General features: G+C 63.5%; 11 protein-coding genes and 2 pseudogenes. 7 read left to right on the top strand and 6 right to left on the bottom strand.

Annotated features, from left to right (window positions below; genetic code table 11):
* Positions 1-184, top strand: a 184-nt coding sequence (locus ING15_RS10620; protein WP_206454777.1) for a hypothetical protein, incomplete at its 5' end; no start/stop codon positions are given.
* Here ING15_RS10620 and ING15_RS10615 read toward each other — a convergent pair.
* Positions 169-783 carry a TetR/AcrR family transcriptional regulator gene (locus ING15_RS10615; RefSeq protein ID WP_206454776.1) on the bottom strand — a complete coding sequence of 205 codons (615 nt, stop codon included), beginning with the start codon at positions 781-783 and terminating at the stop codon, positions 169-171. The two genes, ING15_RS10620 and ING15_RS10615, sit on opposite strands and share 16 nt — an antisense overlap.
* A gap of 195 nt (positions 784-978) precedes the next feature.
* Here ING15_RS10615 and ING15_RS10610 point away from each other — a divergent pair, with 195 nt between their 5' ends.
* The 6 genes from ING15_RS10610 to ING15_RS10585 all read left to right on the top strand — a co-directional run bounded on the left by ING15_RS10610 (position 979) and on the right by ING15_RS10585 (position 7,866).
* Positions 979-1,830, top strand: a complete 852-nt coding sequence (locus tag ING15_RS10610; RefSeq protein ID WP_206454775.1) for an FAD binding domain-containing protein — start codon at positions 979-981, stop codon at positions 1,828-1,830.
* A 5-nt stretch (positions 1,831-1,835) separates the two neighbouring features.
* Positions 1,836-2,351: a (2Fe-2S)-binding protein gene (locus tag ING15_RS10605; protein ID WP_206454789.1), complete on the top strand. Its 516-nt coding sequence runs from the start codon at positions 1,836-1,838 to the stop codon at positions 2,349-2,351.
* The gene (locus ING15_RS10600) at positions 2,348-4,729 is read left to right on the top strand and encodes a xanthine dehydrogenase family protein molybdopterin-binding subunit (protein WP_206454774.1); all 2,382 of its coding nucleotides are present in this window, start codon (positions 2,348-2,350) and stop codon (positions 4,727-4,729) included. Before ING15_RS10605 ends, ING15_RS10600 begins: the two co-directional genes overlap by 4 nt.
* Before the next feature lie 50 nt (positions 4,730-4,779).
* Complete coding sequence (locus ING15_RS10595) at positions 4,780-5,847, top strand: C4-dicarboxylate TRAP transporter substrate-binding protein (protein ID WP_206454773.1); 1,068 nt, start codon at positions 4,780-4,782, stop codon at positions 5,845-5,847.
* A 142-nt stretch (positions 5,848-5,989) separates the two neighbouring features.
* The gene (locus ING15_RS10590) at positions 5,990-6,544 is read left to right on the top strand and encodes a TRAP transporter small permease subunit (RefSeq protein ID WP_206454772.1); all 555 of its coding nucleotides are present in this window, start codon (positions 5,990-5,992) and stop codon (positions 6,542-6,544) included.
* Positions 6,541-7,866, top strand: coding sequence for a TRAP transporter large permease (locus tag ING15_RS10585; RefSeq protein WP_206454771.1), 1,326 nt, complete (start codon positions 6,541-6,543; stop codon positions 7,864-7,866). The genes ING15_RS10590 and ING15_RS10585 overlap by 4 nt, the downstream gene beginning before the upstream one ends.
* A gap of 660 nt (positions 7,867-8,526) precedes the next feature.
* Here the strand turns inward: ING15_RS10585 and ING15_RS19750 are convergent.
* The 5 genes and pseudogenes from ING15_RS19750 to uxaC all read right to left on the bottom strand — a co-directional run bounded on the left by ING15_RS19750 (position 8,527) and on the right by uxaC (position 12,432).
* Positions 8,527-8,838: a DegT/DnrJ/EryC1/StrS family aminotransferase gene (locus tag ING15_RS19750; protein ID WP_269812746.1), complete on the bottom strand. Its 312-nt coding sequence runs from the start codon at positions 8,836-8,838 to the stop codon at positions 8,527-8,529.
* Positions 8,839-8,902: 64 nt separating this feature from the next.
* Positions 8,903-9,264, bottom strand: a pseudogene (locus ING15_RS19745) (DegT/DnrJ/EryC1/StrS family aminotransferase); the annotation flags it as partial.
* Between the two features lie 77 nt (positions 9,265-9,341).
* Complete coding sequence (locus ING15_RS10575) at positions 9,342-10,859, bottom strand: mannitol dehydrogenase family protein (RefSeq protein WP_210348849.1); 1,518 nt, start codon at positions 10,857-10,859, stop codon at positions 9,342-9,344.
* Positions 10,860-10,864: 5 nt separating this feature from the next.
* Positions 10,865-11,020: pseudogene (locus tag ING15_RS19500) on the bottom strand (TRAP transporter large permease); the annotation flags it as partial.
* A 5-nt stretch (positions 11,021-11,025) separates the two neighbouring features.
* Positions 11,026-12,432: a glucuronate isomerase gene (uxaC, locus tag ING15_RS10570; RefSeq protein WP_206454769.1), complete on the bottom strand. Its 1,407-nt coding sequence runs from the start codon at positions 12,430-12,432 to the stop codon at positions 11,026-11,028.
* Between the last annotated feature and the right edge of the window lie 44 nt (positions 12,433-12,476).

Below are 12,476 nucleotides of genomic sequence, written 5' to 3'. Positions count from 1 at the left end.
GATTGTTCGGGTTTCGGATCATCTTGAGCGACGGGGCACGCATCCCGGCTATCCGGTGATCGGGGGCATGCGCGGCCCTGCAGAATTGCGCGGCGTCATGGCTGCCGTCGAGGCTCTGGAAGGGAATGGGTCAACCTTGACAGAGGAAACTCCGACGACCCAGCTCTGTCAGTCCAGGCCATGAGCGGTCAGGAAATTTGCGATCGCCCGCTCGATGACGGCATCGACATCGTCCGGGACGCGCACCCGATAGACGAACTTTCGAATACCCAGATAAACAATGCTGCCATGAAGAAGCCAGATATCTTCTAAGGAGACAGTAACGCCGGTCGACGCACGATCGTTCATCTCCGCAAGCAATGGCTCGAAAAACAGTTCCGAGATATGGTTTAGATATCTTGCGTTGAGATCGGCGCCGGCAAGACCTGCTGAAACGAATATCCGCATCCATTCGTAGGTGAAGATCGCCGCTGCATATTCCTTGTAGAACGAGGTCAACCGCGTTTGAAGCGGATGCGAGCGATCGGCGAGTCGGGGGGCCCATTTCGGCGAGACGCGGTTGAGATAGACCTCGTTGTAGACCGCCTCGATCAGTTCGGACTTGGAGTTGAAATAGTTGAAGATGAGCGATTGCGTGACCCCGAGCCGCGCCGACAACTCACGGGTGTTACCGCCGAGCCCGACCTCAGCGAAATAGGCGACCGCGCCATCGAGAATTTGCCGCCGTCTCTCGTCTGGCGATAGCCGCTTGCGTCCGGCTGGATGTTGCGTTCGATGATCCATCGCACCCTCTATCCCCGCGGAAAGCCCGCAGGACAAGCGATTTTCCGTCCGCCAGCGAACACGATCGAATACCGCTTGCATTCGTCGCCGGTATTATAGATCATTTGATCAATTAAGTCGGATTTTGTGGAGGCGAAATCCGATTGGTTCAGCAGGTTGAACTGCCGGCCGTTCAAAACGGGAGGGACTCAGTCCATGAAGGCTTCGAAGGTCGCATATGGGCGTGCCGAGACGCTCGACGACGTCTTCGGCCTCATGGACGAGGCCGGAGAGCGAGCCCGGATTCTGGCGGGCGGACAAAGTCTTGTCGCCGCGCTCAATCTGCGTCTCGACGAGGATGTCGCGCTGATCGACATCAATCGCATTCAGGAACTTTCCGGAATTGCGGATCGGGACGACACCTTGCGGATCGGCGCGCTCACCCGTCATGTCGACCTCGGCGCGTCGACGCTCATCGCTGAGCACGCTCCGCTGCTTCACCAAGCCGTGCCGCTGATTGCACATGCGGCCATTCGCTGCCGAGGCACGATCGGCGGCTCTCTCGCCAATGCGGACCCAGCCGCGGAACTCGCCGCATGCGTCGTAGCGCTCGACGCCGAGATCGTCGCGACGAGCCGGGCCGGCGAGCGGCGCATCCCCGCCTCGCGGTTCTTTACCGGTTTGTTCGACACCGCCCTTCGGCCCGGCGAACTCATCAGCGCGATCATCGTGAGGAAGGCCGAACCCGGGGAACGCCAGCGGATCCTGGAACTCGCCCGGCGCTCGGGGGACTTTGCGATCGTCGGTCTGGCCGGGGTGCGGCGCGGGCAATCGACTCGCCTGGCGTATTTCGGCGTGGGCGACACGCCGATTCTCGCCACGAATGCGATGAAGGCGCTCGACGCGGGAGCAACCCTCGACGCGGCGGTGGCGGCGCTTTCGAATGATCTTGATCCGCCTTCCGACGCCAATGGCAGCGCGCGCTATCGCATGCATCTTGCCGCGGTTCTTTTGCGGCGGATGGTCGCAGAATTGTCGTCCGGGTCGCATGTGGGAATGGCAGCATGAGCCAGATGGCGGCGAAGAGCATCGCGCGCACCGTTGAGATCGCGCTGACCGTAAACGGCGAGCGCGTCGAGGCACGTGTCGAAGCCGGCCGTCACCTCGTCGATTTCCTGCGCCTCGATCTCGGGCTGACCGGTTCCCATGCTGGCTGCGAACATGGCGTGTGCGGCGCCTGCACGCTGGAAGTCGATGGCGCCATCGTGCGCGGCTGTCTGATGCTTGCCGCGCAACTCGACGGCGCCGATGTCTGGACAATCGAAGGCGCGTCGGAGACGAACGTCATTCGCGATCTCCAAGACGCTTTCGTTGCCCGCAATGCCTTGCAGTGCGGCTTTTGCACACCCGGAATGCTGATCGCGGCAAAAGCGCTGCTCGATGAATCTCCCTCGCCGGATCGCGCCATGATCCGTGAATATCTCGGTGGCAATTACTGCCGCTGCACAGGTTACGAAGCGATCATCGACGCAATCCAGACGGTCGCCGAAGCGCGCGCCAAATCTCCAACCCCGGGAGACGCCGCATGAACATCCGTTTCGGCAATCCCGACCGGCCGAACAGCTATATCGGTCGCACCGTGCCCCGCCCCAATGCTCGCCGGCTGGTGGAAGGACGCGGCCGTTATGTGGACGATCTCGTCCTGCCGCGCATGCTGCACGTCGTCTTTTTGCGCAGCCCGCATGCCCATGCGAAGATCAACGCCATTGCGCTGAACGGCGCCGACAAGGCCAAGGGCGTAAAGCGCGTTTTTACCGGCCGCGATCTGGTGCCGCTCTGCAAGCCATGGGTTGGCGTGCTCCAACACCTGAAAGGTATGAAGTCGGCACCGCAGCATGCGCTGGCTGTCGATCGCGCGACTTGGGTCGGCGAAGCAGTCGTCGCGGTCGTTGCCGATACGCGGCTAGCCGCCGAGGATGCGATCGCTCTCATCGACGTCGATTACGCGCCGCTCGACCCGCTGGTCGATATGCGCAAGGCACTCGATCCATCGACACCTGTGCTGCACGAAAGCCTCGGCGACAATCTCACCTTTCGCCGCCTGCACGAGGCCGGCGATGTGGATGCCGTCTTCAGCTCCGACGCCACCATCGTCTCGGCAAGCTTCAAGACCGGTCGTCACACTGGCGTGACGCTCGAGCCGCGATCGATCCTGGCGGATTACGACCCTTCCGAAAACCAGTTGACGGTGCACCATTCGACCCAGGCGCCGCACATGATCCAGGTAGTGCTGGCCGAACAACTCGGCCTGCCTGAATCCCATGTGCGGGTTCAGTGCGGCGATGTCGGCGGTTCCTTCGGCATCAAGGTCCATGTCTATCCGGATGAGGTCGCGACCGCCGCGATTGCCAAGACAATGGGGCGGCCGGTGAAATTCATCGCCGACCGGGTCGAGAGCTTTTCCACCGACATCCATGCCCGCGATCACGAGATCGACGCCAGGATCGCGGTATCCAGTGACGGCAAGATCCTCGCCATCGATGTCGACGACTATACCGGCATCGGCCCCTATTCGGTCTATCCGCGCACCAGCGCGATCGAGGGCAATCAAGTCGTCAATCTCTGCGGCGGACCCTACGACTTCGCGAACTACCGCGCCCGCACCACGGTCGTCCTGCAAAACAAGACCCCGACCTGCCAGTACCGGGCGGTCGGCCACCCGATCGCAGTGACGGTCACCGAAGGGCTCGTCGATATGGCCGCCGAGGCGATCGGCATGGACCCGATCGAAATCCGCCGACGCAATCTCTACCGCGACGACGCCTACCCCGTCACCTCCGTCGCAAATCTAAGGTTCGAAGGGCTGTCCCACCATCAAAGCCTCGATAAGATCATCGAACTGATGGACTACGACGGCCTTCGGGCCGACCAAAGGGCGCACCGCAGCAAGAGCATCCATCGCGGCATCGGCATCGCCAGCTTCATTGAGCTGACAAATCCCAGCCCCTTCATGTACGGCATCGGTGGGGCGCGCATTTCCGCGCAAGACGGCTGTACCGTCCGCATGGACCCGGACGGCAGCGTCGTTGCGCTATCCGGCGTCACCGAACAGGGCCAGGGCACCGAGACGATGCTCGCCCAAATCGTCGCCGAATCCGTCGGCGTCGCGATCGGTCAGATCAAAATCGTCACCGGCGATACGCGTACAACCCCGTTCGGTGGCGGAACATGGGCGTCGCGCGGCACCGGCATCGGCGGCGAAGCAGCCTTGCAGGCCGGACGTGCGCTCAGGCAGAACATCCTCGGCGTCGCGGCGGTGATGCTCCAAGCGACGCCCGACGATCTCGACATACGCTCTGGTCAGATCGTTGATGCGGCAAGCGGAGCCGAGCGAATGACGCTCGCCGAGCTTGGCCGCGTCGTCTATTTCCGCGGCGACACGCTGCCGAAAGACCTGCCGCGCGAACTCGTCGTCACGCGCCACTACATCACTAGCGAATATCCCTTCGCCTTCACCAACGGTGTTCAGGCGAGCTATGTCGAGGTCGATACCGAAACCGGCTTCGTCAAGCTGCTCGGGCATTGGTGCGTCGAAGACTGCGGCCGGGTGATCAACCCGCAATTGGTCGATGAGCAGATCCGCGGTGGCATCGTGCAAGGTATCGGCGACGCGCTGTATGAAGAGAGCCTTTATGACGCGAGTGGTCAGCTGACCAACGCCACCATGGCCGACTATCTCGTGCCCATGTCGGCGGAAATGCCGGATATCGTCGTCGGCCATGTGGAAACACCGACTGCCGAGAGCGAGCTCGGCGCCAAGGGCGCGGGCGAGGCCGGCACCGCCGGGGCGCCGGCTGCGATCATGAATGCCATCAACGATGCCATCCGCCCCTTCGGCGGCAGGATCACCGAGATGCCGATGACGCCCGAGCGGGTGCTGACGGCGATCGGCGCGATGGCGGACTGACGACAGGCAATGCCACGCAACAAACGAGACCAACGTTCTGGGAGGAACACATGAAACACTTCACATGCCACGCCGCGGCAGCAGCGCTTCTGGCCGGTTCGATGCTCGCTTCACCGGTTGGGGCGCAGGAGATGATCACCGCTAATATCGGCTCCAGCCATCCGGAGGCCAATATCTGGGTCTGGGCGATGAAGAACGTCTTCCAGCCCGAGGTGAACCGCATCCTGAAGGAGGGCGGCAACGAATATCAGGTCGACTGGGTCGAGAATTACGGCGGTACCCTTTATAAATACACCGACACCCGCGAGGCGGTGCGCGACGGTATCGTCGATGTCGGCATGGTCGGCACGGTCTGGGAGGGCTCGGAAATGCCGCTCCAGAACGTGACCTACTTCACGCCCTTCGCCACGTCCGATCACACGATGATCATCGACATCTTCGACAAGCTCTCCGATGAGCTGCCCGAACTGCGCGACAGCTGGGCGGCCCAAAACATGGTTCACCTCTCCTCGCTGATTACCGACAGCTACGACGTCTACGCCAATTTCGAGATCGACACGCTCGCCGATCTCGCCAATCATCGCATCAATGCGCCGGGCACCTCGGCGAATTGGCTCGCCGATACCGGAGCGACGCCGCTCGATGGCGCGCTGACGACTTACTACACCGACATACAGACCGGCGTCTCCGAAGGCGCCCTGTCCTTTGCCAGCGGCATCCTGCCGACCCGCGTCTACGAAGTCGCGCCGAAGCTGACCCGCGTCGGCATCGGATCGATGTATTTCGGGGGCATCGCGGTCAACAAGGACTTCTTCGACAGCCAGCCGGAAGCGGTCCAGGCGGCATTTCGCGAGGCCGGCAAGATCACCTCGAAGCGCCACGGCGAATACGTCACCGAGAAAGCCACGACCGCGATCGACGAAATGCAGAAGGCGGGCCTTGCGATCACCGAATTGCCGGACGCTGAGAAGACAGCCTGGGTGGAAAAGCTTCCCGATATCGTCCAGCCTTGGCTCGACCAGACCGGCGAAGCGGGCAAGACCGTGCTGAAAGCCTATTTCGACGCGCTTCGCGAACGCGGAGCCAAGCCGTTGCGCGACTGGGACGCCGACCGCTGAGCCAGGTCGGACATCCGCGGTCGCCCCGGCGGCGGTCATGCCGTCGCCGCCAGGGTCACGTATGTGACATTCTCGGCCCGCGTCACGCCGCCGGGGGCCCTGTGCGCGCAATCAATTTTCAACCATGCCGTTGGAGAAAAGCGTGACGGACGAAACGCGGCCGGAACCGCCGATAGCAGAGACCCGTCGGAGCGACAGAGGGCTTTTGGGATTGATCGTCTCGGTCTTCGCCGCGATCGGCACACTCTGGATCTTCGGTTTAATGCTGCTCGTCGTCGCCGACGTGCTCGGCCGCAACTTCTTCAATCATCCGATTACCGGCGTCGCGGAGTTCTCCGCCCATTCGGTGGTTGCGATCGTCTTCCTGCAGATGTCAGCCGCGGTTCTGGCGCGCCGCATGACCCGGGCGGACTTCCTTTCCCGCATGCTGCGCACACGCTCGCCTGAGCTGGTGAAGGGGATCGACACGCTCTTTGCGCTGACCGGCGCGGCAATTTTCGGCGCGATCATCTATGCGACTTGGCCAGGGATGGTGCGCGCTTGGCAAAATGACGAGTTTTTCGGTGTTCAGGGTGTCTTCACGCTGCCGACTTTCCCATTCTGGGCGCTGATCGTCGCGGGATCGGCGATCACCTTGATCGCTTACCTGAAGGTCGCCCTCACGGAAATGCGCCGGGCGCCGGCCGGTTCCGCATGACCACCCTCACTGTTGGTTTTCTGCTCATCGGCGCGCTGATTCTGCTGGTGCTTCTCGGCATGGAGATCGCGATCGCGCTTTTCGCCGCCGGTTTCGCGGGCATTTGGATCATCCGCGAGAATTTCGAACTGGCGATGCGGCTGTTATCGCTCGCCGCCTATAGTGGTGTCTCCGATTTCCTGTTCGCCACGATTCCGCTCTTCGTTCTGATGGGGCTGATCGTCAGCGTTTCCGATGTCGGCAAGGATACTTTCCAAGTCGCCGAAACGCTTCTGCGGCGCCTGCTTGGCGGCCTTGGCATCGCGACCGTCGCAGCCAACACGGTCTTTGCCGCCGTTACCGGCGTATCGATTGCCTCGGCCGCTGTTTTTACCAAGATCGCGGTCCCCGAGATGCGGCGTCACGGTTATACTGCCGGCTTTTCCGCCGGCACCGTCGCGGGCTCGTCGATTCTAGGAATGCTGATCCCGCCGAGCCTGTTGATGATCATCTACGGTGTTTTGGCGGAAGTCTCGATTGGCGCGATGTTCATCGCCGGCATCATTCCCGGCATCCTGCTCGCGCTCGGCTTCGTCGCCGCGATCTTGTTGATGGCGAGATTCCGGCCCGCGAGCGTCTTTACCGATCCGGCCCACGCGAAGGAGCGACGCGGCGAGGCCGAGACTGTGCTCACCATTGGCGAGATGACGTTGAAGCTCGTGCCCATCCTGCTTCTCGTGGTTCTCGTCCTTGGCGGGCTTTATACCGGCTTCTTCACGCCGACCGAAGCCGGCGGCGTCGGGGCCTTCGGCGCCCTCGTCATCGCGCTTGTCCGCCGGAAACTGGACCGCACCAAGATGTGGCAGGTGTTGAAGCAAACCGGTGTCGTCTCCGTCTCGATCCTCGTCTTGCTGATCGCCGCCGGCTTCTACAGCCGCATGCTCGCCGTCGCCGGCATCCCCAATGCCATCGGCGAGCTTGTCGCAGCCGGCGGTCTTGGCGCCTGGGGCTTCATTCTACTCTACGTGATCATCGTCCTTCTGATGGGGATGATCCTCGATTCGACCTCTATCCTCTTGATCCTGGTTCCGATCGCAGCGCCGATCGCGAAAACCTTCGGATTTGACCTGATCCAGTTCGGCGTGGTCACGGTGCTCGCGGTCGAGATAGGCCTTCTGACACCGCCATTCGGGATATCGGTCTTTACGGTCCACACGACACTCGACGACGCGGATGTGGGCGTCGAGACGATCTTCCTCGGTGCCATGCCTTATATTGTTGTCATGCTGGTGACGCTTCTTGCCGTTGCAACCGTACCAGTCCTGACGCTCGCTCTCGTCTGAACCACGCCCTATCACGCCAACTCGGTCGGCCGCGAGAAGGCGCCTCGGATGCTGGCGCGGGTTCTGTGCCGACGAAAGGTTTGCACTGGTGTTCCGCGCTACCGGCTCAACCAGACCGGCTCCGCAGCATATCCTTGATCCGACCGTGAAAGCCGTGTGAAACTGCAGCCCTTTGATCTTGTCAGCAGGCCGAACGGCGAGTCGGTCGACGTGGTACTAAACAACTTTCGCCAGTGCCCTTCAAACCGCGTCGAAAAGATTAGACGACGCGGGAAACGGGGTGCATTTGAAGTTGCGCGCGTGTGCACATGATTTTGCGCGCTACACATCTCCTCCCCGACTCAGAGAGGCAGTTTTCCGTTACGGCTGGCGCTGACAGAACCCACCGATGCTTATGGGATTTTCAATGGCGGAGAGGGGATTCTACCCCGTTTTTTATCTAAACCACTGATCCGACGTAGTCCTCGGTGGAAAATCCGACCCTCCCTGTAACAGCAGGGTGACAAGTAGGATAGTTTCGCGCCGTCGAGCGTCACCCCCCGGCGCACCAAGCCGGCCTCTGAATCGAGCTGCCGACAAAAGCTTCCCGCGCGGGCCGGATCGGCATCACAATTTGTGGGCAGGTGGCCAGGACGTCGGCGGTCGCGCGATATCGGTCGTTCAGCGGCTGATCGCATCTTCTATTTGCGCCAACTGGGGCTGCAGCAACGCGGCACGCAGATTGTCCATCCGTGCCGAGGTATTCGGCATGTCGAGGCGCGCTTGACGAAAGTGATCCTCCGACGGCGCGGCGCCATGCCGGGCATAGAGCATGTAGGATCCCCACAGTATGATCGCGCGCGCCATGAAATCGGCGCCATCCGACACGAGAAACCCGCCCTCGCCCGAGTTCAGATGCTTGTAGATCTGAGAACTGAAGGCTCCGGCGAGCCCGAAGGAGCCGCTGCGCCGACCGCTCCACCTGGCGCCCATGGTACTGCGCGCAATCCTCGAACAGCGGCACATCGGCCTCCGCGCAGATGACGGTGAGCCAGTCCATGTCGCGCGGATGCCCGCGCATGTGCGAAGCCATGACCGCCGCCAGACGATGCTTGGCGATCTTCGCCGTGAAATCGTCCAGATCCATCCGCAGATCTTCGGTGATCTCGATCAGCACGGGTCTTGCCCGACCGTCACGATCGCGCCCGGCACCGGCGCCAACGTGAAGACGTTGGTCAGAACAACGTCGCCCGCGCCGATCCCCGCCGCGCGCATCGCGATGCGAAGCGCCGCCCCGCCCGAACTGCGGGCCAGCGCATATGCGCTGCCCTGCCACTCCGCCAGTTCCCGCTCCAGCGCGGACACCTGCGATTCCTCGCCGGGCACTTCGTTGTAGCGGTGACGTCGCCCCGAGCGCATCACCTCGATCGCCGCCGCGATGCCGACCTCGGGGATCGGCTCCTGCTGCGTGAAGCCTTTGGAGACGCGGGCGATCGTCATGGATCGGGCCGCCTTGGACTGGACGCGGCGATCGGAAAAGTCGAAGGCCGCATCATAGCCGCCACGGTCGCCGCCGCACCGCGTTGGAAAAGCGAGGCGAGCGCGGCGGTCACCGCGCGCACGAATTCCGGGTGGTCGCTCAGGTCACGGCCAAACACCGCCTCGACGCCGAGATAGGCGGCGGCGAGCTTCGCCGGGTCGCGCCCCGCTTCGTCGCCGATGGCGCGCAACCGTCCGGCCAGCGGGTCCTTCACGTCGATCGGTGCGCCGGTTTCGTCGATGCCGGTGGCATAGCGCATCCAGGCCGCGACGCCGAGCGCCAGCCGGTCCACCGCCTCCCCCCTTGCAAGCCGGTGGCGGATCGTTCCCAAAAGCCGCTGCGGCAGTTTCTGCGAACCGTCCATGGCGATCTGCCAAGTACGATGCTGGAGCGCCGGATTGTGGAAGCGGGCGATCAGCGCGTCGCGATAGGCGGCAAGGTCGGTGCCCGGCATCTCCAGCGTCGGCATCACCTCGTCTGTCATCAGATCCCGGACGAGCCGCTCATAGGCCGGGTCGGCCATCGTTTCGGAGACCGTCTCGTAGCCGGCGAGGTAGCCCAGATAGGCCAGCGTCGAATGGGCGCCGTTGAGCATTCTGAGCTTCATGCGCTCATAGGGCTCGACGTCGGTGACCATCTCGGCACCGACGGACGCGAAGTCGGGCCGTCCGGTGGGAAAGCGATCCTCGATCACCCATTGGCTGAACGGTTCGGTAGCGACCGGCCACGCATCCGCGACACCGAGCGCCGCGGAAATTTGGGTGATGTCGTCCTCGCTGGTCGCCGGCACGATGCGATCGACCATGGTCCCCGCAAAGGCGACGTCGCGCTCGATAAAACCGGCGAGGCCGCCGTCGCGGAGCGCGGCATATTGCGTGACGATCCGGTGCGCCGTCGGCCCGTTCTCGGGAAGATTGTCGCAGGGCATCACCGTGAACGGCACGATGCCTGCGGCCCTGCGGCGGCGCAGCGACTCGGCGAGAAGCCCCGGCGCCGATGTCGGGCGCATCGGCGCATCGAGATCGGCCGTGATGTCGGGATGGTCCGGATCGAGATCACCGGTCGCCGGATCGTGGCAATAGCCCTTTTCGGTGACGGTCAGCGAGACGATGCGGATCGCCGGATCGCACAGCGCGGCAAGCAGCGCCTCCGGATCTTCCGGCGCGACGAGGATCATCTTCAGCGAGCCGATCACCCGCAGCCGCGTCGCCTCGCCCGAGCGGATCGCCACGGTGTAGAGATTGTCCTGCGGCGCCAGCGCATCGCGCATGTCGGCCCGGCGGAGCGAGGCACCGGCGATCGCCCATTGCGGATCCCTTGCCAGCAGATCGTCGAGATAGACCGCCTGGTGGGCGCGGTGGAACGCGCCGACGCCGAGGTGGACTATGCCGGCGGTCGTGACGCGCGGATCGTAGGAGGGGCGAGCGACCGCCGGCGGCAAATTCTCCAGCGTCTTGTAGGAAAGGCGGGACATGGAGCTCACTTGAACAAGGACGGAAGCCACAGCAAAACCGCTGGGACGTAGGTGACGAGGCCCAATACCGGCACTTCGGCGCCGTAGAACGGCGAGATCGTGCCCACCGCTTGCCGGACCGAGATGCGGCCGACGGCGCAGCCGGCGAAGAGTGCGGCGCCGGTGGTCAGAGCCTGTAGGCCTCTTTGGCGAGGCGGTAGGCCAGATCGTATGCCACCTCGAACGCCTCGTCCTCGGCGAGGCGTCCGGTCGTCACCAGATCGGCAAGATACGCGCAGTCGACCCGCCGGGCGACATCGTGGCGGGCGGGAATCGAGCAGAAAGCGCGAGTGTCGTCGTTGAAACCAACGGTGTTGTAGAAGCCGGCTGTCTCAGTGGCCTGTTCGCGGAACCGCTTCATCCCCTCGGGAGAATCGTGGAACCACCAGGGCGGGCCGAGCCTCAGGCAAGGATAGACACCGGCCAGCGGCGCCAGTTCCCGCGAATAGACGGTCTCGTCGAGGGTGAAGAGGATGATCGTCAGGCCCGGCTCCAGCCCGACCGCGTCAAGCAGCGGCTTCAGCGCCGCGACGTAGTTGGTCGGCTGCGGGATGTCGAAACCCTTGTCGCGGCCGAACCGGGCGGCGATCTGGTCCGAATGATTGCGCCATGAGCCGGCATGGATCTGCATGACCATGCCGTCCTCAACCGACAGCCGCGCCATCTCGGTCAGCATCTGGGCGCGGAACAGCTCACGGTCGGCCGCCGAAGCTTGGCCGCCGCGCACACGGCCATAAAGGGCCTCGGCTTCGGCGGGTGAAAGGGTGGCCGTCAGCGCCGTCGGATGGCCGTGGTCGGTGGCGGTGGCGCCGTGCTCGCGGAAAAACGCCCGCCGGACGCGATGGGCGTCGAGATAGCCGGCGAAACACGTTGTGTCACAACGGGTGATCTCGCCGAAGCGGACGAGATTGTCGGCAAAGCCGTTGAAATCCGGGTCGACGACCGCGTCCGGACGATACGTCGTGACGACGCGGCCGGTCCAGCCGCTGTCGCGGATCGTGCGGTGCCAAGCGAGGTCGTCGAGCGCGCTCTCGGTGGTGGCCATGACCTCGATGTCGAACCGCTCGAACAGCGCGCGCGGCCGAAACTCCTTGCGCCGCAGATAGTCGGCGATGCGATCGTAATAGTGATCCGCCGTCTCCGCCGACAGCCGGATGTCGAGGTCGAACAACGTCTCGAAGGCATGGTCCAGCCACAGCCGGGTCGGCGTGCCGCGGAAGAGATGATAGTGGCCGGCGAAGCGGCGCCAGATGGCGCGCCCATCCGTCTCGACCGGCGTTCCGTCGGCCGAGGGCACGCCGAGGTCGGCGAGCGACACGCCCTGCGAGACCAGCATCCGGAAGATATAATGATCGGGCGTCACGAACAGCCGGGCGGGGTCGGGAAACGCCTCGTTCTCGGCGAACCAACGCGGATCGGTGTGACCGTGCGGACTGACGATCGGCAGCGAGCGCACCGTTTCGTAGAGCGCGCGCGCCACGGAGTGGGTTTTCTCCTCCGCCGGAAACAGCCTGTCGGGGTTCAGAAGCGCCATCGTGTCCTTCGCGCAGGGCGAGCTTGCCATAAAACTGGTATGGT

The sequence above is a fragment of the Aurantimonas marina genome (genome assembly GCF_017183135.1).
In the GTDB taxonomy this organism is placed as follows: Bacteria; Pseudomonadota; Alphaproteobacteria; order Rhizobiales; family Rhizobiaceae; genus Aurantimonas; species Aurantimonas marina.
Note: the sequence above shows the minus strand (reverse complement) of the source record. Positions and strands in the feature narration are given on the sequence as shown.